At 71.4% G+C, this 22590-nt stretch carries 18 protein-coding genes and 1 pseudogene; 8 read left to right on the top strand and 11 right to left on the bottom strand.

Going from position 1 to position 22590, the window contains the following annotated elements:
- Position 1 precedes the first annotated feature (1 nt).
- From ACFFQA_RS12555 to ACFFQA_RS12545, 3 genes are all read right to left on the bottom strand, one after another.
- Entirely contained in the window at positions 2-886 is an 885-nt protein-coding gene (locus ACFFQA_RS12555; protein WP_377851970.1) for a glycosyltransferase family 2 protein, read from the bottom strand.
- Positions 887-922: 36 nt separating this feature from the next.
- Complete coding sequence (locus ACFFQA_RS12550) at positions 923-2053, bottom strand: glycosyltransferase family 4 protein (RefSeq protein ID WP_377852268.1); 1131 nt, start codon at positions 2051-2053, stop codon at positions 923-925.
- 123 nt (positions 2054-2176) lie between these two features.
- A complete protein-coding gene (locus tag ACFFQA_RS12545) occupies positions 2177-3310 on the bottom strand; it encodes a glycosyltransferase family 4 protein (RefSeq protein WP_377851969.1) in 1134 nt (377 codons plus the stop codon).
- A gap of 27 nt (positions 3311-3337) precedes the next feature.
- Between ACFFQA_RS12545 and ACFFQA_RS12540 the strand changes: the two genes are divergently transcribed.
- Positions 3338-4243 (top strand): glycosyltransferase family 2 protein, encoded by a 906-nt coding sequence (locus ACFFQA_RS12540; RefSeq protein WP_377851968.1) that lies wholly within the window; start codon positions 3338-3340, stop codon positions 4241-4243.
- Here the strand turns inward: ACFFQA_RS12540 and ACFFQA_RS12535 are convergent.
- Positions 4231-4806, bottom strand: a complete 576-nt coding sequence (locus ACFFQA_RS12535; RefSeq protein WP_377851967.1) for a GNAT family N-acetyltransferase — start codon at positions 4804-4806, stop codon at positions 4231-4233. The two genes, ACFFQA_RS12540 and ACFFQA_RS12535, sit on opposite strands and share 13 nt — an antisense overlap.
- A gap of 105 nt (positions 4807-4911) precedes the next feature.
- Here ACFFQA_RS12535 and ACFFQA_RS12530 point away from each other — a divergent pair, with 105 nt between their 5' ends.
- From ACFFQA_RS12530 to ACFFQA_RS12520, 3 genes and pseudogenes are all read left to right on the top strand, one after another.
- Complete coding sequence (locus tag ACFFQA_RS12530; RefSeq protein ID WP_377851966.1) at positions 4912-7440, top strand: glycosyltransferase; 2529 nt, start codon at positions 4912-4914, stop codon at positions 7438-7440.
- Complete coding sequence (locus tag ACFFQA_RS12525) at positions 7440-8528, top strand: glycosyltransferase family 4 protein (protein ID WP_377851965.1); 1089 nt, start codon at positions 7440-7442, stop codon at positions 8526-8528. Before ACFFQA_RS12530 ends, ACFFQA_RS12525 begins: the two co-directional genes overlap by 1 nt.
- A 315-nt stretch (positions 8529-8843) precedes the next feature.
- Positions 8844-9410 (top strand): annotated as a pseudogene (locus ACFFQA_RS12520) (DUF998 domain-containing protein); the annotation flags it as partial.
- A 24-nt stretch (positions 9411-9434) separates the two neighbouring features.
- Here the strand turns inward: ACFFQA_RS12520 and ACFFQA_RS12515 are convergent.
- Entirely contained in the window at positions 9435-11465 is a 2031-nt protein-coding gene (locus tag ACFFQA_RS12515) for a hydantoinase/oxoprolinase family protein (protein WP_377851964.1), read from the bottom strand.
- 7 nt (positions 11466-11472) lie between these two features.
- On the bottom strand, positions 11473-12114 hold the full coding sequence (locus tag ACFFQA_RS12510; protein WP_377851963.1) for a GntR family transcriptional regulator: 642 nt from the start codon (positions 12112-12114) through the stop codon (positions 11473-11475).
- 142 nt (positions 12115-12256) lie between these two features.
- Here ACFFQA_RS12510 and ACFFQA_RS12505 point away from each other — a divergent pair, with 142 nt between their 5' ends.
- Entirely contained in the window at positions 12257-13156 is a 900-nt protein-coding gene (locus ACFFQA_RS12505; RefSeq protein ID WP_377851962.1) for a hydroxymethylglutaryl-CoA lyase, read from the top strand.
- A 197-nt stretch (positions 13157-13353) separates the two neighbouring features.
- Here the strand turns inward: ACFFQA_RS12505 and ACFFQA_RS12500 are convergent, their stop codons facing one another.
- From ACFFQA_RS12500 to rfbB, 3 genes are read right to left on the bottom strand one after another with little or no spacing between them, the layout of a single operon-like run.
- Complete coding sequence (locus tag ACFFQA_RS12500) at positions 13354-13893, bottom strand: DUF6346 domain-containing protein (protein WP_377851961.1); 540 nt, start codon at positions 13891-13893, stop codon at positions 13354-13356.
- Positions 13894-13922: 29 nt separating this feature from the next.
- The gene (gene rfbD, locus ACFFQA_RS12495; RefSeq protein ID WP_377851960.1) at positions 13923-14828 is read right to left on the bottom strand and encodes a dTDP-4-dehydrorhamnose reductase; all 906 of its coding nucleotides are present in this window, start codon (positions 14826-14828) and stop codon (positions 13923-13925) included.
- A 5-nt stretch (positions 14829-14833) separates the two neighbouring features.
- A complete protein-coding gene (gene rfbB, locus ACFFQA_RS12490; RefSeq protein WP_377851959.1) occupies positions 14834-15826 on the bottom strand; it encodes a dTDP-glucose 4,6-dehydratase in 993 nt (330 codons plus the stop codon).
- A gap of 234 nt (positions 15827-16060) precedes the next feature.
- Between rfbB and ACFFQA_RS12485 the strand changes: the two genes are divergently transcribed.
- The 3 genes from ACFFQA_RS12485 to ACFFQA_RS12475 all read left to right on the top strand — a co-directional run bounded on the left by ACFFQA_RS12485 (position 16061) and on the right by ACFFQA_RS12475 (position 20160).
- Entirely contained in the window at positions 16061-17938 is a 1878-nt protein-coding gene (locus tag ACFFQA_RS12485) for an LCP family protein (RefSeq protein WP_377851958.1), read from the top strand.
- Positions 17939-18079: 141 nt separating this feature from the next.
- Positions 18080-19426 (top strand): LCP family protein, encoded by a 1347-nt coding sequence (locus tag ACFFQA_RS12480; protein ID WP_377851957.1) that lies wholly within the window; start codon positions 18080-18082, stop codon positions 19424-19426.
- A gap of 23 nt (positions 19427-19449) precedes the next feature.
- Entirely contained in the window at positions 19450-20160 is a 711-nt protein-coding gene (locus ACFFQA_RS12475) for a TIGR03089 family protein (RefSeq protein WP_377851956.1), read from the top strand.
- Positions 20161-20205: 45 nt separating this feature from the next.
- Here ACFFQA_RS12475 and ACFFQA_RS12470 read toward each other — a convergent pair whose 3' ends face one another.
- Together ACFFQA_RS12470 and ACFFQA_RS12465 are read right to left on the bottom strand one after the other, a co-directional pair.
- Positions 20206-20631, bottom strand: coding sequence for a DoxX family protein (locus ACFFQA_RS12470; protein ID WP_377851955.1), 426 nt, complete (start codon positions 20629-20631; stop codon positions 20206-20208).
- 80 nt (positions 20632-20711) lie between these two features.
- The gene (locus ACFFQA_RS12465) at positions 20712-22475 is read right to left on the bottom strand and encodes an ABC transporter ATP-binding protein (RefSeq protein ID WP_377851953.1); all 1764 of its coding nucleotides are present in this window, start codon (positions 22473-22475) and stop codon (positions 20712-20714) included.
- Positions 22476-22590: the final 115 nt, after the last annotated feature.

Genomic DNA, 22590 nt, shown 5'->3' with positions numbered 1-22590 from the left:
GTCAGCGCTGGGCGCCGCGCACTTCGAGCTTCAGCCGCAGCGCCAGCCCGGCCTTGATCGCCAGGCGCACCGGGGCCCACGCCGGGCCGGGGTGCCGGTCGGCGAGGTAGCGGTAGGCGCTGTCGTGGTGCGCGGCCAGCATCTTCGGCTTGACCTTGGCGGTGGACACGCCGCCGATGTGCACCACCTCGGCGGAGGGCACGTACACGTTCTGCCAGCCCTTGCGGGTGAGCCGGTCGCCGAGGTCGACGTCCTCGAAGAACATGAAGTAGCGCGGGTCGAACCCGGCGACGGAGTCAAACGCCTCGCGCCGCATCAGCAGGCAGGAGCCGGACAGCCAGCCGGCTGTGCGCTCGCGGACGGTCTTGTCCTCCTGGCGGTACTGCCGGGTCCACGGGTTGCCCGCCCAGATCTTGCTGAACAGCGCGTGACCGATTCCCCGGCCGAGCTCGGGCAGCAGCCGGGCGGACGGGTAGACCTCGCCGTTGGGCTCGCGGATCAGCGGCCCGAACGCGCCACCGCGCGGCCAGCGCTCAGCCGCGGCGATCAGCTCGTCCAGCGAGCCGGGGCCCCACTCCAGGTCGGGGTTGGCGACCACGATCCAGCCGACGGAGTCCGGCAGCGCCGCCACCCCTCGGTTCGCGCCACCGCCGTAGCCGAGGTTGCCGCCGGTGGGGAGGAACTCGACGTTCTCCCGCTCCGCCGCGGCCGCCTCGGGCACGCCGTCGGTGGAGCCGTTGTCGGCGAGCACCACCGTCACGTCGCGGCTGGTGGCCTTGACCAGCGTGTCCAGGAACCGGCCGAGGGTGTCTCCCGGTGAGTACGTCACGGTGACCACGCCGAGCTCGTCGCCGTAGGACTGGGGGTCGCTGCTCGCAGACGTCACGGCGTCGCATTCTCCCACCTCAGCGCGAAGCCGCCCTCACCGGCCACGGCGGCGCAGGACGACGGCGCGCGCGTAGGCCTCGCGGTGCTTGGCAGCGCTGGCCGCCCAGGTGAACTCCTTGGCGCGGAGCTGGGCGGCCTGGGAGAGCTGGGCCCGGCGGTCCGGGTCGTCGAAGAGGTCCGACAGCGCCGCAGCGATGTCGCCGGCGCCCACACCGCAGTAGGCGACCGCGTCGCCGCCGACCTCCGGCAGGCTCAGCCTGCGCGTGGTCAGCACGGACGCGCCGCAGGCCATGGCCTCCAGCATCGGCAGGCCGAAGCCCTCGCCCAGGCTGGGGTAGCAGACCAGCTGCGCGCCGCCGAGGAAGCCGGCGAGGTTGTCGAAGGGCAGGTAGCCGGAGCGGATCACCCGGAGCCGGTGCGGCACCGAGTCCAGCGCGCGCTCGACCTGGCTGTCCCAGCCCGGCTGGCCGGCGAGCACCAGGGCGGGCGGGTCGGCCCTGCCCCGGCAGGCCCTGGCGAAGCCCCTGATCAGCGCGGGCACGTTCTTGCGCGGTTCCAGGGTGCCGAGGAAGGCCACGTACTCGGAGTCGCGCAGCGCCAGCTCGTCGCGGACGAGCTGGACCTCCTCCGGGGTCGGCGGGTGGAAGCGGTCGTGCTCGACGCCGTGCGGCGCCACGTGCAGGATCCTCGGGTCGGCGCCCGCGACGCGGACCAGCTCGGTCGCGGTGGCGCGGCTGGGCACCACGCAGACCTCGGCCCGGCGCAGCGAGGTCCTGGTCCAGGCCCGGAAGAAGCGGGCCTTCACCGAGGAGTGCAGCGTCACGTCGGTGAAGAAGGTCGCGTCGTGCAGGGTGACGACGGAGGCGGCCGGGTTGGCCAACGGCGCCGTGTAGTGCGGGGAGTGCACGACCTGGACGTTCAGCCTGCGGACCAGGCCGGGCAGGGTGGCCTGCTCCCAGGTCAGCCGCGAGGTCCGCGTCGTGACGGTCTCGGTGGCGACGACGACGCGCGCGTTCGGCGCGAGCTTGCCGTAGAGCTCGGCGTCGCGGGGCTGGCAGACCACGGTGATCCGGGAGCCGTCTGCGTCCAGCGCGGCGACCAGGGCGTCGACGTAGCGGCCGACCCCACCGCGGTCAGCGGGCACGGAGGTGGCGTCGATGAGCACGCGGGGATCGGGAAACACCACCCGGGCAGCCTAAGGCCGATCACGCTGAAGCACGCCAGCATTCGGCGAATCGGAAGTGGCAACGATGGCGGCGACGTGATCAAAGACCCAATCGAGTGATCTTCAGCGCTCATCCGCACGGACCGTGGCATAGCACCGCTGGTGCACCCCCCAGGCGAGCCGCGCGGCGTTCGCCCAGCTGTACTCACGGGCCCGCAGCCGCCCCGCCTCGGCCATCGCCGTCGCCCGGCCGGGGTCGGACACCACTGTGCGCAGCGCCCGCGCGAGCGCGCCGGGATCACCCCTGCGCACCGTGATCCCCGCGCCGCCCGCCACCTCGACCAGCGCGGGCGCGTCGGAGTGGACCACCGGGACACCGGCGGCCATGGCTTCGAGCACGGGCAGCCCGAAGCCCTCGGCCTGGCTCGGCGCGACCAGCGCGGCGGCCCCGTGCAACAGCACGCCGAGGTCGGCGTCGGACACCGCGCCGAGGTGCCGGACCCTCCCGGCGTCCAGCCCTGCGGCCCGCCCCAGCGCGGCCAGGTCCACGCCGCCCCAGCCCCGGGCGCCCGCGACGAGCAGGGGCATCTCCGGCGCCCCCTCCTCAGCGAGGGCCTTGACCAGCACATCCAGTCCCTTGCGCGGTTCCACCGTGCCCACCGCGAGCAGGTACCGCTTCGGCAGGTCCAACCGGTGCGCGACGGCGTCCTGTGTGGACTGATCGGGTTCGCCGAGGCTCGCGGAGACGCCTTCGCCGATCACGTGGACCTGGCTCGATCCGGGCGCGAAGCGCGCGAGGTCGGCGGCGACGGCCGCGGTGGGCACCACGATCGCATCGGCCCGGTCGACCGCGCGGGTGATCATCCGGCGGTGCCAGCCGACACCGCGGCGCGTCAGGGTCTCGGGATGGGTCCACGGCACGGTGTCGTGCACGGTGACGACGAGGCTGCGGCCGCGCTTCGCCCTGGCGGGCGCCAACGGCGTCGGAGCGTGCACGGAGTCGCCGCCAGGCCACAAGGGCAGCCCGCGCTCCCACGCGGCGGTCAACGCGCGCCGAGGCAGGCCGAGCACACGCGGTCCGTTCGCGCCGGGGATGATCGCGGCGCTCGGATCGGCGTGCCGGGCGACGACCGTGCTGACCTCCCACCCAACGGGTGCGGTCGAGGCCAGCGCGCGCACCAGCTCCCTGGTGTACCGCGCGGTCCCGCCAGGCACGGGCGCCAGCAACTGCTCCGCCACCACAACCAACTCCGGCATGCCAGGTACTTTCCCAGGGTGGGCGGTGTGCGGAGCACGGTGGTCGTGGTGACGTGGCGTGGGCGCGAGCACATCGAGGCCTGCCTGAGCGCACTGCGGGCCCAGGACCGTCCACATCGGATCCTCGTGGTGGACAACGCCTCCGACGACGGCACCGCGGAGTTGCTGCGCGACGTGGACGTGCTGCGGCTCAAGCAGAACCTGGGTTACGCGGGCGGTATCGCCGCCGCACTCCCCCGGGTCGGCACGGAGTTCGTCGCGTGGCTCAACGACGACGCCGCCCCGGAGCCTGATTGGCTTGGGGCGCTTGAGAAAGCGCTCGACGATCGGCCCGATGCGGCCGCCGCCAGCTCGGTGCTGCTCACGCCGGCCGGGACCGTCCAATCGACAGGTGTGCGGTTGACCGCCGACGGGCACGGGGCGGACGTCAACCAAGAAACCCAAGAGGTTTTCGGGTTCTGTGGTGGCGCGGTGCTGCTGCGGACCGAAGTCCTGCGTGCCGTCGGCGGAGTTCCGGCCGACTTCTTCTGCTACTACGAGGACACCGAGACCGCGTGGCGCCTGCGGCTCGACGGGCACGAGATCGTCCCGGCCCCGAACGCGCGCGTGCTCCACCAGCACGGCGCCAGCACCAAGCCCGGCTCGCGGAGTTTCCACCGCTGGAACGAGCGGAACCGGCTGCTCATGCTGCTGCGCTGCGCTCCGGCCGGGGTGGCCCTGACCCAGCTCGCCAGGTTCGCCGCGATCACCGCGCTGCTGCCGCTGCGCGGGTCACGGCCGGACGCGGCGAACTTCTCCGTGCGGCTGCGGCTGCGCGTGCTCGGCGAGGTCCTGGTCCGGCTGCCGCGTTCGCTCGCCGCCCGGCGGCGCGTGGAAGCCAGCCGTGGCGCGCGGAACGCGATCTGGCGGAAGTGGGCCGGTCAGACGCCGTAGTGCTCGGAGAGCAACGACTTGACCAGGCCGTTCGGGTCCTTCACCGGGCTGGTCGGGTCCAGCGCCATCAGCAGCATCGGCTCGGCGGGCAGGCCGAGCGTCGTCGGCATGACGTAGTCGTGCACCGGCAGCACCTCACCGCCGATGGCCTCGTAGAAGGCCAGCGCCGTCGTGCGCGCCTCGTGCTGCGGCGAACCCGGCTGGGACCGCTCCGGCAGCTGCGCCTCCCACACCAGGCGGCGCGGGGCGACGTTGAGCGCCAGGTAGTCCACGAGTTCGGTCCACATCGTGCGGCCGAGTCCCTCGCGCCTGCGATCGGGGGTGATCGCGAAGTATCTGAGGAAAGACCAACCCGATCGGGGGAGCACGCGGACCGCCGCGAAGCCCACCGGGACCTCGTCGAGCAGCCCCGCGACCGCGATCCGGTCGGAGCCCCTTCCGCCGTCCAGCTCGTCGATCGACAGGCGCAGCCAATCCGGATATGCCTGCTCAAAGATGCCCTGGACCACGTCGAACTGGTCATCCGACAGCTTGTTGAGCGGCCGGATCCGAAGCTGGCCCATCACTGCCTCCCTACCTGGGTGCGCAGGTCACCATACGGTGAGCGCCAGATCACTCGGCGTTCTACCCGACTCCCAGTAGTGATCAACGCCGGATGGTGCACGCTTATGCCCTCGAAAACACGGCGGGAAGGAGCCAGGAACGTGGCGGACCGGGCGGCGCTGCCCCTCGTCTCCGTGGTAGTGGTCAACTACCGCGGCGTCGAGGACACCCTCACCTGCCTGCGCGCTCTGCGCACGGACTTGGACTACCCCTCCGACCGGCTGGACATCATCTGCGTCGACAACGCCTCCGGCGACGGCTCGGCAGAGCGGCTGCGCGCCGAACCGGGCGTCCGGCTGGTCGAGGCCCCCGCCAACCTGGGCTTCGCGGGCGGCTGCAACCTCGGCGTCGAGCACGCCAAGGGCCAGGTGCTGGCCTTCCTGAACAACGACGCCCGTCCGCACCGGAACTGGGCCAGCGCCGCGGTCGCGGTGCTGGCCGCGGACCGCACCGTGGGCGCGGTCGCCGGCAAGGTGCTGGACTGGGACGGCAAGAAGATCGACTTCGTCGACGGCGGGCTGGCCTGGTACGGCGCCGGCTACAAGCTGCACGGCGGCCAGCGGGACGACGGCAGCCACGACAGCCCCAAGGACGTGCTCTTCGGCACCGGCTCCTCGCTGTTCGTCCGCGCCGAGGTCTTCCGCGCGCTCGGCGGCTTCGACGAGCGGTTCTTCATGTTCTACGAGGACGTCGACCTCGGCTGGCGGATGAACCTGCGCGGCTGGCGGGTCCGGTTCGAGCCGCGCTCGATCGCCTACCACCGGCACCACGCCTCGATGTCCACTGTGGACAACTCGCGCGAGGCGTACCTGCTGGAGCGCAACGCCCTCGCCGCGCTGTACAAGAACGTCGAGGACGAGACGCTGGCCAAGGCGCTGCCGGCCGCGCTCGCGCTGACCGTGCGCAGGGCGACCGCGCGCGGCGAGGTCGACCCGGAGCAGCTGGAGATCACCAGGCGGCCGGACGGCCCCGACCTCTCCGGCCCGGTGGAGCTGCCCAGGATCACCCTCGCCGGGATGCTGGCCATCGACCGCTTCGTGGAGATGCTGCCCTCGCTGAAGGCCTCCCGCGAGGTCGAGCAGGCCGCCCGCCGCCGCTCCGACCGGGACCTGCTCCCGTTGATGCGCAACGCGATGGAGCGCGCGTCGCCGGAGATCCCGTACCTGCTGGCGCACGACGCGCTGGTGGAGACCCTCGGCGTTGACGAGGTCTACGGCAGGCCGCGCAAGATCATGGTGATCACCGCGGACTCGATCTCGAAGAAGATGGCCGGGCCCGCGATCCGCGCGTGGAACATGGCCGAGGTGCTCGGCCGGGAGCACGAGGTCCGGCTGGTCACGCTGAACAGGCACTGCGAGCCGCCCGAGGCGCCGTTCCCGGTGCGCTACATCCCGCCCGCGAAGATGCACGAGCAGACGCCGTGGGCCGACGTGATCGTGTTGCAGGGCCACGTGCTGGAGATGCTGCCCTGGCTGAAGACCTCCGAGCAGATCCTGGTCTGCGACGTCTACGACCCGATGCACCTCGAACAGCTCGAACAGGGCAAGGACCTGGACGCGGGCCAGCGCGCGCACGTGGTCGACGTGGTCACCACGGTGCTGAGCAACCAGCTGGAGCGCGGCGACTTCTTCCTGTGCGCCTCGGAGCGGCAGCGGCACCTGTGGCTGGGCCACCTCGGCGCGATCGGCAGGCTCACCCCGCTGCTCTACGACGCCGACCCGACGGTGCGCTCGCTGCTCGCGGTGTCGCCGTTCGGCCTGTCCGCCAAACCCGCCGAGCGCACCGGCCCCGGTCTCCGGGCAGGCGTTGACGGCATCGGCGAGGACGACAAGGTCGTGCTGTGGGCCGGTGGCGTCTACTCCTGGTTCGACCCGCTGACCCTGGTGCACGCGGTGGACCGGTTGCGGCACAAGCGTTCCGACGTGAAGCTCTGCTTCCTCGGCATGCGCCACCCCAACCCGGACGTGCCCGAGATGGACATGGCGACCCAGACCCGGCGGCTCGCGGAGCGGCTGGACATCGTGGGGCGGCACGTGTTCTTCAACGAGGGCTGGGTGCCCTACCACGAGCGGCAGAACTGGCTGCTGGACGCGAACTGCGGTGTCACGACGCACTACGAGCACGTCGAGACGACCTTCGCCTTCCGCACCAGGACGCTGGACTACCTGTGGGCGGGGCTGCCGATCATCACCACCGACGGCGACGCCTTCGCGGACATGGTGCGCACGGAGGGCCTCGGCCTGGTCGTGCCGGCCGAGGACCCGCGGGCGCTTGCCGACGCGCTGGAGAAGGTGCTCTACGACACGGAGTTCGCCGCGCGCTGCGTGGACAACATCGCGGTCGTCCGCGAGCGCTTCACCTGGGAGCAGGTGCTGGCGCCGCTGGTGGAGTTCTGCCGCAACCCCCAGCCCGCCGCCGACCGCAGGACGGGCGCCCCGGCGCCCTCGGTGCTGCCGGTCGGGGTGTCGCAGCGGGTGCGCAGGGACATCGGGCTGGTGAAGGAGTACCTGGAAGCCGGTGGAGCCGCCGAGGTCGCCAAGCGCGCCTCCGGCCGCCTCCGCCGCCTGGTGCGTGAGAGATTGCGGGGCCGCTGATGGCGGAGAACACCAAGCCGCTGCGGGTCCTGCTGGACGGCAACCCGTTGCTGGGCGACCGCACCGGCGTCGGCCGCTACACCTCGGCCCTCGCCGAGGAGCTGGCGTCGATGCCGGAGATCCAGGTCCGCGCGGTCGCGTTCACCACGCGCGGCTGGCGCCAGCTGCGCTCGGTGGTGCCGCACGGTGTGAAGGCCCGCGGTCTGCCGGTGCCCGCGAGGGCCCTGCGTGCGTGCTGGCTGCGCACGCCGCTGCCGCCGGTGGAGCTGTTCGCCGGGCCGACCGACGTGGTGCACGGCACGAACTTCGTGCTGCCGCCGTCGTTGCGCGCCGGTGGTGTGCTGACCATCCACGACCTCGCCTTCCTCGACGCCGCGGACGAACTGTCCGAAGTGGAGAGTGACCTGCCCGAACTGGTCCGCGTCTCGGCGAAGCGCGCGGCGGTGATCTGCACGCCCACCCGCGCGGTCGCCGACGTGGTGCACGAGCGGCTCGGCGTGCGCGATGACAAGATCATCGTCACCCCGCTCGGCGTCGACCCGGCGTGGTTCGTGGCCCAGGCGCCGAGCCTGGCGCTGCGCAAGCGGCTCAACCTGCCGGAGCGCTACGTGCTCCACGTGGGCGCGGAGAACCCCCGCAAGGGCCTGCCGAACCTGCTGAAGGCGCACGGGGCGAGCGCGGCCCTGCCGCCGCTGGTGCTGGCCGGGCCGGGACCCGCGCGCACCGACGGCGACGTGATCCGCACGGGATACCTGTCGGAGCTGGACCTGCGCCGAGTGGTGGCGGGCGCGTCGGTGCTGGTGCTGCCGTCCCGCGACGAGGGCTTCGGCCTGCCGGTGCTGGAGGCGCTGGCGTGCGGGGTGCCGGTGGTGTGCTCCGACGTGCCGTCGCTGCGCGAAGTGGCGGGCGGTCAGGCGCTGCACGTGCCGGTGGGCGACGTCGACGCGCTGACCGACGCACTGGAGACGGTGGTCAAGTCCTCCGCCGACGCGGGCACCCTGGCGGCTCGCCGGACCCGTGCCGCGGAGTTCACCTGGCGCCGCTGCGCGGAGACCACCGTGGAGGCCTACCGCCGCGCCGCCCACTAGGTCGTGCCCTGCACGTGGCAACACCACCCCCTGGCGCCCCCACCCACGTGCCCCCCAGTTCGCGTTTTGTCACCTTAATGCGAATTGGGAGCGCTCCTTTGCGCATCAAGGTGACAAAACGCGAAAACCCCGACCACGCCAGCCAGGGCCACGCGCACATGGGGGCACGGAGGTGGCGCCGCCTCGGGGCATCGGGATGACTTGCAGGACAGGCTCTGATCCTGCGCGCCCGGCTTCGGTTCCTAAGGAAAAGTGGCGCGAAGGCTCACTCCGCTCTCACCGTTCTCTTAAAGTTCGCGGCGCAGACTCGATCGCATGGCTGACACGCGGCGGAGGACCAGTGCGGCGGTGCTCGCGCTCACCGGCTTCGGTTTCTCGACGGCGTCCGTGCTCTACCTCGACATCAGCTCCTTCGACAGCTTCGACGTCGTCGGCCGGACCATCAGCGAGTACGTCTACGTCGACGGGGCGGGCGTTCTCTTCACCGCCGCCGTGCTGTCGTTGTTCGTCGGGTCGGCCGCGTTGCTGTGGGGACTTGTCGATGTGACAAGGGATCCGCGACTCCTCGCGTTGTTCGCCGTGTGGCTGGCCGGGCTCGGCGCGGTCGCGGTGTTCCCCACCGACGACCTCGGGGAGGTGACCGTCGGCGGGAGCATCCACCTGTACTCCATCGGGGCCGCGTTCGTCGCACTGCCGATCGCCGGTTCACTGCTGGCGCCGGTGTTCCCGGTGCGGCGGCTGGTCCTGTCGGTGTGGGGCGTGATGGCGGTGTTCTCGGTGAGCCTGCTGCCCGACTACCCGGTTTCCGGTGTCGCCGACGGGATCTTCGTGCTCGGGCTCACCGAGCGGGCGCTGCTGCTCACCGAGATCGCGTTGCTGGCGGCCGTCGCGTCCGGGCTGCTGGGGTCAGCCCTGCGGCCGCAGGACCAGGCAGCCGGTGGGGTGGACGGTCGCCGCGTGCCCGGCGAGGACCAGGGTGGTGGAGTCCATCTCCATGATGATCGCCGGACCGACGACCACGTTGCCCGCCAGCAGCTTCGCCCGGTCGTAGATGCGCGCGTCCACCGGCCTGCCGCCGTGCCAGATCTCGGTGTGGCCGATCAGCGCGGTGACCGGGACCGCCTCACCGGGAGGCACCGCCGCGGAGACGAAGGCCAGCCGGGGGCCACGTGCGACCAGTCCGATCCGCACCAGCTCGCGTTCGGCGGGTGGGACGTCGCCGAGGAGGTGGCCGAGGGCCCTGAGCAGGTCCTGCGAGCCGAGCAGGGAGTCGGTGAGCTCGACGCGCAACTCCTGGCCCCGTCGGCGGCCGCGCAGGACGGCCTCGCGGCGCACGGTCTGCTCGGCCCGGGGCACGCCCAGGGACTCAAGCCGGTGGCACACTGACCTCTCAAGATCATCTATTAGGGCTCTGAGCTCACTGTTATCGATTTCATCAAGGGGACGACGTATGAACGCGGTGTCCTCGTCGCGCAGGCCCGCGGTCGCGTCGCCGTGCGCGCACAGCACACCGGGCGCGGGCGGGACGATCACCGGCCAGCTGCCGGTGAGCACGCCGATCGCGTTGGCGTGCAACGGTCCCGCGCCGCCGTAGGCCAGCAGCGCGAAGTCCTTGGGCTCCGCGCCCTGGCGCACGCTGATCAGGCGCATCGCCGCGGCCATGTTCTCGTTGACCGTCTCGATGACCTGCTCGGCGGCCTCGAAGGAGCGCTGGATGCCCAGCTCGTGGGCGAGGCCCTTCAGCGCCCGGCGAGCCGCCGCGCGGTCGAGCATGATCTCGCCGCCCGCCAGCTTGCCCGGCAGGTGGCCGAGCAGCACGTTCGCGTCGGTCACCGTCGGCTCGTCACCGCCGAGCCCGTACGCGACGGGCCCCGGGCGCGCGCCCGCCGACTCCGGCCCGACCACCAGGTCGCCGTGCTCGTCCAGCGCCGCGATCGACCCGCCGCCCGCTCCGACGCTGCGCACGTCCACGCTGTTGGCCCGGACCTCGATCCGGCCGACCACGGTCTGCTTGGCCACGCGCGGGCGCCCGTCGCGGACCAGGGCGATGTCGGTGGACGTTCCGCCCATGTCGAAGGTCAGGAAGTCGCGCAGCCCGAGCTGCTGGGCGAACCAGCTGGCCCCGGCGACCCCGCCGACGGGCCCGGACTGCAGCAGCCCCAGCGGCTGGTCGGCCGCGCGGTCGGGCATGGTCTGCTCGCCGTCGCCGCGCAGGATCGACAGCGGCGCCGCGATACCGGCGCTGTCGAGCACGTCACCGAGATCGCCGAGGTAGCGGGAGACCCCGGGCCGCACGTAGCTGCTGGTCACCGCGGCGAGGGCCCGCTCGTACTCCCCCGGCTCGGCGATCACCTTGGCGGACAAGGAGATCGGCACTCCGGGCAGCTCCTCGGCCGCGATCTCGGCGAGCAGCCGCTCGTGCACGTCGTTGGCGTAGGAGTTCAGCAGCGAGATCGTCAGCGCCTCGATGCCGGACCCGCGCAGACCGCGCAGCCCCTCCCGCGCGTCCTGCACGTCCAACGGCACAACCACGGTGCCGTCGGCGTCGACGCGCTCCACCACCTCGACGGTGTTCTCCATGCGCGCCAACGGTTCCGGCTTCGGCCACATCACCCAGCCCGCCAGCGGGCTCGGCAGGTAGGAGCGGGCGATCTGGAGCATCCGGCGGAAGCCGTGCGTGGTCACGAGGCCGACCCGCGCGCCCTTGCCCTGCAGGATCAGGTTGGTCGCCAGCGTCGTCCCGTGCACCACCTGGCTGACCTGGTCCGGCCGGACCCCGGCCTGCTCGCAGACCAGGGCGATGCCCCTGCGCACGCCCACCCCGGCGTTGTCGGGCGTTGAGGGCGTCTTGACGCGGAAGGTGCGGCCGGTGGCCTGTTCGACCAGCAGCACGTCGGTGAAGGTGCCACCGACGTCGACGCCGAGGCGGTACCCCATGGCGTGTCTACTCCTCATCCCTCGGCTCGCCCGCGAGCACGCGCTTGGCGGCCAGCACGTGCGACCGCATCACTGACTCCGCCCATGCCGGATCCCTCGCTCGGAACGCGTGCACCAGCTCGCGGTGGTGGGCCGCACTCCGCTGGAGGTCCTCATGGGTGTAGCGGTGAAAGGTCTGCAGCACAAGGGGCAGCTGGACGACGGCGTTGAGCATCATCAGCAGCCTGGTGCTGGAGGCGGCCCGCCGGACGATGCCGTGGAACTCCGCGTTGCACGCCGCGACCCGCTCCACGTCGCCCGCGTGCACGGCCCGGTCCATCTCGTCGCGCAGCTCGCCCAGCCGCCTCAGCTGGTCGTCGGAGACCCGGGACGCGGCCCTGGCCGCGGCGAAGGACTCCAGCAGGATGCGCAGCTCGTAGATCTCGTCGAGGTCCTCCCTGGACCAGCTGGCCACCCTGGCGCCCCGGTGCGGCAGCAGCTCGACGAGGCCCTCGACCTCCAGCCTGCGTAGCGCCTCCCGAATCGGGGTACGGCTGATCCCGAGCGCGTCGGCGAGCTCCACCTCGCCCAGCCGCTCGGCAGGGGGGTAGGTGCCGTCCAGGATCGCCGTACGCAGGACCTCGTAGGCCTTCTCGGCTGCCAGAGCCACTTCAGTCACCACCGTCATCGGCGCGGTCGGTCCCAGCCTACCGATCTTTTGTATGCAAATTAGGATCCAATTCGGCTTGACACAACTATCCAGCCAAATCAATCCTTCAGCTGGTCGAGAAGTTGTATACAAGGGCGGGTCGATGCGCAGCATTGAGTTGATCGAGGTCGGGCCGAGGGACGGCCTGCAGAACGAGCCGCGCCTGCTGTCCACCGTCGACAAGATCGAGCTGATCGAGTGCTGCGTGTCCGCCGGGCTCCGGCGGATCGAGGCGGCCAGCTTCGTCCGCCCGGAGAAGGTCCCCCAGCTCGCCGACGCCGAAGAGGTCATGGCCTCGGTGCCGAGGGTGCAGGGGGTTTCCTACGCCGGACTGGTGCTCAACCGCAAGGGCCTCTACCGCGCGCTGGCCGCGGGCGTTGACGAGGTGAACGTGGTCGTGGCGGCCACCGAGGAGTTCAGCAGGCGCAACCTCGCGGTCGGCGTCGAGGACGCGCTGCGCGCCTGGACCGAGATCGCCGCCGAGGCCGCCAGCACGGGGGTCCGCACCACGGTGACGATCGCGGCGGCCTTCGGCTGCCCGTACAGCGGGGACGTCTCCGCCGAGGAGGTCATCGGCATCGCCCGCCGCGTCGCCGAGGCCCGCCCGGACGAGATCTCCCTCGCCGACACGATCGGCGTCGGCACCCCGGACCAGGTCCGCCGCCTCACCGACGCGGTCCGCGCGGTCGCGCCCGGAGTCCCGCTGCGCGGCCACTTCCACAACACCCGCAACACCGGCTACGCCAACGCGCTGGCCGCGCTGGACTGCGGTGTGTCCACCCTGGACGTGACGGTCGGCGGCATCGGCGGCTGCCCGTACACCCCGTCGCCGCAGGGCAACGTGGCCACCGAGGACATGCTCTACGCGCTGGACCGGATGGGCGTGCGCACGGGCGTCGACATCAACGCGGTGATCGACATCTCGGCCTGGCTCTCCGAGCGCCTCGGCCGCGAGGTGCCCGCCCTCCTCGGCCGCGCGGGCACCTTCCCGCCCACCACCTAGGACCCGGCCCTCTCAGCCACCCCACCGATCGCGTTTCGCGCGTTTTGTCACCTTGATGCGAAGGAGAGCGCTCCCATTTCGCATCAAGGTGACAAAACGCGAATCTGGGCCGGCCCGAGACGACGGGGGCGGGCGGTCGGCGAGGTGGCGTGTCGCCACGTGCGGGAGTGGGCGGCGGCGAGGAGGCGGCGCACGGCCTAGTTGCGGGCGACGAGGGTGCGGAGGAAGGAGAGCAGGCCGCCGAGGACCGCCGCGCCGCTCACCAGGATCACTCCTCCGACGATCGCGTAGATCATCGTCGCGGTCCACTCACCGGCGCGGTCGCCGTCCTCGCGCTGGTAGGACTCCGGCGCGGGCAACCACTGGTACGGCGGAGTCGTCACACGAACGACGCGAACCGACTGGCCGACGTCCTTCGCCGTCAGCTCCGAGCCGTCGAACTCGTGGGACTCACGCGCACCGTCGTCCCACGCCACCTCCGCCGTGCAGCGCGAGTACGTGCCGAACCCGTTGGCGCTGACCGGTCCCACGTCCACACAGGACTGGACGACGGCGGTGCCCCGGAGGTCGGTCGCGCCGGGGTTGGGCAGGCGGTTCGCCGTGAGGGCGGTACGCGCCAACAGGTAGCCCAGCGAACCCACGACGAGGACCAGCAGCAGCGTGCCGGTCAGCTTCGTCCAGCTCGTCCTGCGCGTCCTGCCTTCGGCCGCAGGCTGCTTGTTGCCCCACTTCGCCATCCGCGCTCCCCGCTGTCGCCGTAGCTGGTTCAGGATCGCAGTGCCGGCCCGCACTCCGCGAACGCCGCGGCCAGGGCCTCGCGCCACGGCCGCAGCGGGGTCAGGCCCGCCTCCTGCCACGCGCGCTGCGACAACACCGAGTAGGCGGGCCGGGGCGCGGGGCGGGGAAAGTCCTCCGTCGTGCACGGGGACACCCTCGTCGGGTCCGCGCCGAGCTCTTCGAAGATCGCTCTGGCGAAGCCGAACCAGCTGGTCTCCCCACCGCCCGCAGCGTGCAGCACCCGCTGCCGCGGTCCTTCCGCACGAGCCGCCAGCTCCAGCAAGCCGCGCGCGAGGTCGGCTGACCACGTCGGACAGCCCACCTGGTCGCCGACCACGGAAAGCTGGTCGCGCTGGCCTTCGAGCTTGGCCATCGTCTTGACGAAGTTCGCACCGACCGCGCCGTACACCCACGCCGTGCGCACCACCCACGCCGCCGCTCCGGAGTCGAGCACAGCGCGCTCTCCGGCCAGCTTCGTGCGGCCGTAGGCGCCGCGCGGACCGACCTCGTCGCCGGGCTCATAAGGCCGCGTGGCATCGCCGGGGAAGACGTAGTCGGTGGAGACGTGCAGCAGCCGCACGCGCTGCTTCGCGCAGGCGGCGGCGAGGTTGCGAGGACCGTCCGCGTTCACCGCGAGCGCCGCCGCCTCGTCGGTCTCGGCCGCGTCCACCGCGGTGTAGGCCGCCGTGTTGACGACCACCGGCCGCAGCCCCGCGTCGTGCGCGGTCGCGGCGAGCGAGCTGACCGCGTCGGCGACGGCCTCCGCGTCGGTGATGTCCAGCTCGGCCGAGCCCGGGGCGTGCACGAACCCGGCTCCTGCGGATTCGGCGAGTGCGGAGACGTCCGAGCCGAGCTGGCCGCGTCCGCCGGGAACCAGGAGTGCGAAGTCGGTCACGGTGGCTAGTGTGCCGCCAAGGCCGCCCGCTGCTTCAGGGGCTCCCACCACGCGCGGTTGTCGCGGTACCAGGCGACCACGTCGGCCAGCCCCTGCTCGAAGGGCACCTGGGGCGCGTAGCCCAGCTCATCGGTGATCTTGGTGATGTCCACCGAGTAGCGCCGGTCGTGGCCGAGCCGGTCCGCGACGGGCCGCACGCTCGACCAGTCCTTGCCGGTCGCGGCCAGCAGCTTCTCGCACAGCTCGCGGTTGGTCAGCTCGGTGCCGCCGCCGATGTTGTAGACCTCCCCCGGCCTGCCGCCCTCGGCGACGAGCTGGATGCCCCGGCAGTGGTCGTCGACGTGCAGCCAGTCGCGGACGTTGAGGCCGTCGCCGTAGAGCGGGACCTCGCTCCCGTCGAGCAGGTTGGTCACGAACAGCGGGATGACCTTCTCCGGGAAGTGGTACGGCCCGTAGTTGTTGGAGCAGCGGGTCACGCACACCGGCAGCCCGTGGGTGCGGAAGTAGGAGCGGGCCAGCAGGTCCGAGGACGCCTTCGACGCGGAGTACGGCGAGTTGGGCTCCAGGACGTGCTCCTCGGTCCACGAGCCGGTGTCGATGGAGCCGTAGACCTCGTCGGTGGAGACGTGCACGAACTTCGACACGCCCGCGTCCAGCGCGGCCTGGAGCAGGGTCTGGGTGCCGAGCACGTTGGTCAGCACGAAGTCCGACGCGCCCAGGATCGAGCGGTCCACATGCGACTCCGCGGCGAAGTGCACCACGGTCGACACGCCGGACATGACTTCGCTCACCACCGAGGGGTCGCAGATGTCGCCCTTGACGAAGCGGTACCTCGGGTTGTCCGCGACCGGGTCCAGGTTGGCCTCGTTGCCCGCGTAGGTGAGCTTGTCCAGCACCACCACCTCGGCGTCGGAGAAGGCCGGATAAGCCCCGGTCAGCACCTTCCGCACGTAGTTCGACCCGATGAACCCGGCGCCACCGGTGACCAGTACGCGCATGCTCTCCACTCTCCAAGTCCCCCTCGGCTTCACCCGCTTCTGGCAGTCTGCCACGGGCCTGAGCAGCACCGGGGGCCGCGAAAGCAACCCGATGGAAGTGCGGTACGTCCACAAAGTGCTGGGAGTGACCAGCCGGGACCGGACCGCCGTTAGCCTGGAGAACCGGATCTCGGGCCACCAGCGCGTCGAGACCGGTACGAAGCACACGGTGACCAGCGGCGGGGAGGAGTGAACGTGGACGACCGGCCCATGCGGCCAGGGGGCAACCCCAGGCGCGGTGTTCCGTCGCGGAACCAGCCAGGGCGGCCCGCACCCGACCAGCAGGGACGGTCCCAGCAGCCACCCGCCGGCGGCGGGCGCGGGCGGGCGGTCCCTCCTCCGGCGGGCCGGGTGCCCCCCAGCGACCAGCCGCGCCGTCAGGGCGCGGGCGGGCGGCAAGGTCAGAGTCCACGCCAGGGCCAGAGCGGCCGTCCCGGTGCGCGCGACGCGCGGGTGGTTCCGCAGGGACCGCCGCCCGCGCGCGGCCGCACCCCCCGTCCCCGCACGGACGACGTCAGGTCGTCGGCGCGGGACTCGGGCAGGGAGTCCTCTCGCGACGCGCGAACGACCAAGCGCACGCCACCGTCGGCGGCAGCCGCCGCGCGGACGTCCTCCCCCCGGCGCATCCATCCCGGCAAGACGGTCGTGGCGCTGGTCTCGGTGATCGTGCTCTGCGTCACCGGATACGCGTGGGGCACGCTCAGGGACGTCACCACCGATGACGTGACCGAGGCCGCGGCCGGCCCCAAGCCGCTCGACGGTGCGGTGGACATCCTGATGGTCGGCCTGGACAGCCGCACCGACGCGCAGGGCAACGAGCTGCCGCCCGAGGTGCTGCGGGAGCTGCACGCCGGTGACAGCAACGACGGCGGCGGCACCACGGACTCGATGATCCTGGTGCACATCCCGGTGGACGGGAAGCCGGTCGGCATCTCACTGCCCCGGGACTCCTATGTGGACATCGCGGGCGGGTTCGGCAAACACAAGATCAACTCCGCGTACTCGTACAACAAGAACGCCGCGGCGAAGAAGCTGCGCGCGGCGAGCAAGAGCAAGACGCAGGTCGAGGAGGAGTCCACCCGCGCTGGCCGCAAGGGCATGCTCGACACCGTCAGCGCGCTGACCGGGGTGACGATCGAGCACTACGCCGAGGTGAACCTGGCCAGTTTCTACGAGATCACCAAGGCGATCGGCGGCGTCGAGGTCTGCCTCAAGGCCGCGACCAAGGACAACATGTCCGGGGCGAACTTCCCCAAGGGCGTGCAGACCATCCAGGGCGCGCAGGCGCTGGCCTTCGTCCGTCAGCGGCACGGCCTGCCCAGCGACCTGGACCGCATCGTGCGCCAGCAGACCTTCCTCAAGGCGATGGCCAAGAAGATCACCTCCGCGGGCACGCTGACCGATCCGGGCAAGCTCAACGACCTGGTCGGCGCCGTGAAGAAGTCCGTGGTGGTGGACAAGAACATGGACCTGCTCCAGTTCGCCCAGCAGATGCAGACGGTGATGGGCGGCGGGGTGGAGTTCAAGACCATCCCGATCGAGGGCGACATCAAGACCGGTGACGGCGACGCGCTGAAGGTGGATCCGAAGCGGGTCAAGGACTTCGTCGCCAACCAGACCAAGGACGAGACCACCACCCCACCCCCGCCGGGACCCGGTGGCGGCGACGCGGGCAACACCGCGATCACCGTCGAGGTGCGCAACGCCACCGGCGCGGCAGGACTGGCCAACGACGTGCTGGAGGCCTTGGCCGCCAAGGGTTTCATCAAGGGCAACACCGACAACGCCGCGATCAGGGCGAAGACGGTGGTCCGGCACTCCAAGGGCCAGCAGGACCTCGGCAAGAAGGTCGTTGAGGCCCTCGGCGGCAACGTGGTCCTGGAGGCCGACCGGGAGAACCTGGTGCCCGCGGGGACCGTGCGGATCTTCATCGGCAAGGACTACTCGGGCCCCGGCAAGAAGAACAACGTGGCGGGACAACCGGTCCTGGAGCTCAACGGGCTCCGCCCGGCCGCGCCGCAGCAGGGCGCGGAACCGGACACCACGCCCGACGGGGTCCCCTGCATCAACTAAAGCGCTCGAACGAGTGGACTCATGAGGACGGTGACCCGCTTGCGGCTGGCTAGCCTGGTAGTCAGCGGCCCCAGCGGGTCATCGTCCCCGCGGAACGGCCGCGATCCCTTGCTTCGCGACGACTTCCGCTAGGAGGAGCACGTGCCGGACCGGCCGCGCCCGACGGACCAGGACGAGGAGCCCGGCGACTCCTCGACGGCGCGGTCCGAGCAGGCTGAGGAGTCCGAGCGAGCCGAGAAGTTCGTGCCGTTGGACGACGACGAGCCCGACGAGCGGCCCGCACCACCCCGGCCCGGCCGGGCGAGACGGGTGGCGGGCCACATCGGCCGCGCGGTCGTCGCGCTGCTGTCGGCGGTCGCGCTCACCGCGAGCGGGATCAGCTGGGCCACGCTGGAACGGTTGCAGGACAACGTCAGCACGACCGACGTGGTCAACCAGCTCGGCAGCCAGCCGGGCGCGCCGCCCGTGCGCGACGGCGCGACGGACATCCTGCTCGTCGGCAGCGACAGCCGCACCGACGCGCAGGGCGCCCCGTTGCCCGCCGCGGTGCTCCGGAAGCTGCGCACCGAGGCCAACGCCAGCCTGAACACCGACACCATCATCGTGCTGCGCATCCCGGACAACGGTGGCAAGGCGACCGCGATCTCCATCCCGCGCGACACCTACGTCCCGATCCCCGGCTTCCAGGACGAGAAGATCAACGCTGCGTACGTGCTGGGCAAGAACCGGCGCCTGGCCGAGCTGCGCGCGGCGGGCGTCACCGACCGCGCCCGTCAGGAACGCGAGTCCGACCAGGCGGGCCGCCTGGTGCTCGGCCGTGCGGTGCAGGAGCTGACCGGCCTGCGGGTGGACCACTACGCCGAGATCAACCTCTACGGCTTCTACCTGCTCACCGAGGCGCTCGGCGGCGTCGAGGTGTGCCTGCGCCAGTCGACGAGCGACCCCGACTCCGGCGCGAACTTCCGGCGCGGCAGGCAGTCGGTCTCCGGCGGTGACGCGCTGGCCTTCGTGCGGCAGCGGTCCGGGCTGCCCAGGGGTGACATCGACCGCGTCGTGCGCCAGCAGGTGTTCATGGCGGCGGTGGTGAACAAGATGCTCTCCACCGGCACCCTGACCGATCCGTCGAAGCTGTCGGCGCTGCTGGACGCGGCGCGCAAGTCGCTGGTCTTCGACGAGGGCTGGGAGCCGCTGACGCTGGCGCGGCAGTTCCAGGGCCTGGCGGCGGGCAACTTCGAGTTCCGCACCATCCCGGTGGTGAACATCAACGCGCGCAACGACCGCGGTCAGAGCATCGTGGCGGTGGACAGGGACGCGGTCAGGGCCTGGGTCACCGGCCTGGTCGTCCAGGGCGGCACCACCCCGCCGAAGATGGCCGGGCGCGGGCTGCTCAGACTGGACGGTGGTGGGGCCGCCACCCCCGTGCCCGCGCAGCAGCCGGGAACCGGCGAGGAGCCGATCACGGCGGGCGGCATCCCCTGCGTGTACTGAGCACCGAGCGGAGAGAACCAGCGATGAACGTCACCGAAGCTCTGTTCGCCCCGCTGATGGCGGACTCGGCCCGGCCCCTGGTCAGCCACTACGACGACGCCGACGGCACGCGCATCGAGCTGTCCAGGGCGACCGTGGCGAACTGGGCGGCGAAGACCGCGAACTGGCTGCGCGACGAGATCGCGATCGAGGAGGGCGCACGCGTGCTGGTGGCGTTGCCCGCGCACTGGCAGACCGTGGGCGTGCTGCTCGGCTCGTGGTGGGCGGGCGCGTCCGTGGTGACCGACCCGGACGCGGACGACATCGAGGTCGCCTTCGTGCCGCAGGGCTTCGAGTCGGACGCGGAGAACGTCGCGGTGGTCGCGCTGGACCCGCTGGGCCGGGGTCTGCGCGACACGGCTCCTGGCACGGTGGACTACATCGGCGAGATCCGGGTGCACGGCGACTTCTTCCATTCCTACGCCGCCGTTCCCGGTGACACCCCCGCCCTGAACGAGTCCACTGTGGACGAGCTGATCTCCTTGGCGCGCAAGCGCGCACAGGAACAGGGCATCTCAGAGGGCGACCGGGTCCTGTCCGACCTGGACTGGAGGTCACCGCAGTCCATTGTGGACGGGCTGGTCGCGGTGATCGCGGCCGGCGCGTCCCTGGTGCAGTGCACCAACCCGGACCCGGCCAAGCTGGACGACCGGCGCAGGACCGAGCAGATCACGGTCGACCTGACCACAGCGTAGGAACGACTGCGCCGGGCGGGGAGCACCCCGCCCGGCACGGTGGCATCACGCGGAGACGGCTTGCCCCTTGCGCGCGGCGAGGAACGCGTCGACGGAGTACCTGCCACCGCCGCCGAAGCCCAGCGCCAGCGCGGCGAGGGTGAGCGTCAGGACGTACTCGTAGCCGCTCGGCATGAAGAAGCCGTTCTTGCCGTGCACGAACACGATCGCGCCCGCCGTGACCACCGCGAGCAGCACGCCGACGATCGGCAGCAGCGCCCCGAGGACCAGCGCGGCGCCACCGAAGGTCTCGACGAAGGCGGCGAAGTACGCGGACAGCGTCGGCAGCGGGATCCCCATCTGCCCGAAGCCCGCGGCGGTGCCGCCGAGGTCGCCGAGCTTCATGGCCCCGTGGGCGATGAAGACGACGCCGATGCCGATCCTGGCGATCAACAGCACCGCGTCACGCAGGCTGTGCACGAGCTTTCCCACTGTGGTTCCTCCCGTTTGCTCTTACGGGAGGACGGTACAAATTTGAACTAAAGCCAGGGTAAAACTGATCAAGCTCTCAATCAGACTCTCGAATCCACGGAGGTGAGGCCGGCCGCGAAACTCCGGTAGAACTCGTTGCCCGCCACCAGCTCATCGTTGGTCCCGGTGCCGGTGACCACCCCGTTCTCCAGCACCACGACCCGGTCGGCGGCCTGCACAGTGGACAGCCGGTGCGCGATGACCAGCAGCGAGCACTCCGACGCGACCTGCTCGACGGCCCGTCGGAAAGCGGCCTCGTTGACCGCGTCCAGGTTCGAGGTGGGCTCGTCGAGCAACAGCAGCGAAGGCCGGGGCAGCAGCGCCCGCGCGATCGCCACCCGCTGCCGCTCACCGCCGGAGAGCTTCATCCCGTGCTCGCCGACCGCGGTGTCCAACCCGTCCGGCAACCGATCGACGAGCTCGTCGAGGTTGACCAGCTCCACGACGTGCCGGATCTCCTCGTCGGTGGCGTTCGGCGCGGCGTAGCGCAGGTTCTCCCGCAGCGTGCCGAACATGACCGGCGAGTGCTGCTCGACGAGCCCCACGCGGCGCCGGTACTCCTTGCGCGAGAGCTCGACGACATCGGCGCCCTCGAACAGCAGCTGCCCGCGGTCCGGCTCGTAGAACCGCTCGGCCAGGGCGAAGATCGTGGACTTCCCCGCCCCGGAACGACCGACGAGCGCGACGTGCCCGCGCTGCGGCACCTCGAAGTTCACCCCGCGAAGCACGGGCTCGGCGACGTCCTGGTAGCCGAACCACACGTCCCGGAACTCCAGGACCGGCGAGCCCTTCTCCACCACGCGAGGACTCGTCCGCGCGGGTCGGTTCTCGTCGGTCTCCTCCGGCAGGTCCAGCGCCTCGTGCACCCGCTGCAGCGCGCCAGCGCCCTGGTTCATCGTCACGATCGCCTGGAACAGCTGGGAAAGCGGCATCGCCAGGAAGCTCATGTACAGCAGGAAGGCGACCAGGTCGGCGACGCTGGTCGCCCCGGTCGCGACCCGGATGCCGCCGACGAGGAAGACCACGAGGAACGACCCGTTGACCGAGAGCTCGACGGCCGGCCCGACGAGCGCGTTGAGCTTCGCCATCCGCACACTCGCGCCGAAAGCCGCTTTCGCTTGCCCACCAATGCGTTCGGTCTCGCGCTCCTCGGCCTGCACCGCGCGCACGGTCCGGATCGCGGTCAACGCCCGCTCCAGGTCGGAGTTCATCACGCCGAGCGCCTCCTGCGCTTGGAGCGAGGCGGCGCGGACCTTGGCCAGCACGGAGAACACCACGGTGGCGCCGATCGCCACGAGGCCCATGACCATCAGGAACAGCGTCGGCTCCAGGATGAGCATGAACGTGACGGTCCCGACGAGCCCGAGCGAACCGGTGACCACCTCGGTGAACCCGGAGGCCACCATCATCCGCAGCGTCGCGCTGTCCGACCCGGTCCTGGACAGCAGGTCACCGGTGCGGTGCCGGTCGTAGGACTCCATGCGCAGCCGCAGCAACCGGTGGATGAGGTTGAGCCGCAACCCGAGCACCACCGACTCGCTGGTGCGCTCCAGGACGTACCCGCCGAGCGTGACCACGAGCGCCTGCGCGAGGAACACGCCGACCAACACCACGATGGTGCCCCACACGATGACGCCGGTCCCCGCGGTCTGAACCACGCTGTGCACGACGAGCGGCTGGACGATGCCGAGCACGGACCCGGTCAGCATCAGGGAGATCGCGACGGCCATCCACCTGCCGTGCCCCCGCAGCAGCGGCACCACGTCGCGCAGCCGCCCCGACCGCCCGGGTTTGCCGTCGTCCATCGCGCTCTCCCCTACTCGTGGTCCGGCCACTCTCCCCCGCCAACGAACCGCGGACATCCCCTTGCCCGCCCCTGAATAACCCCTAACCACGCGAAAGGCCGGTGACCGCAGGGGG

The organism is Allokutzneria oryzae (assembly GCF_042429765.1).
Taxonomy (GTDB): Bacteria; Actinomycetota; Actinomycetes; order Mycobacteriales; family Pseudonocardiaceae; genus Allokutzneria; species Allokutzneria oryzae.
This window is presented reverse-complemented; position numbering and strand designations above follow the sequence as displayed.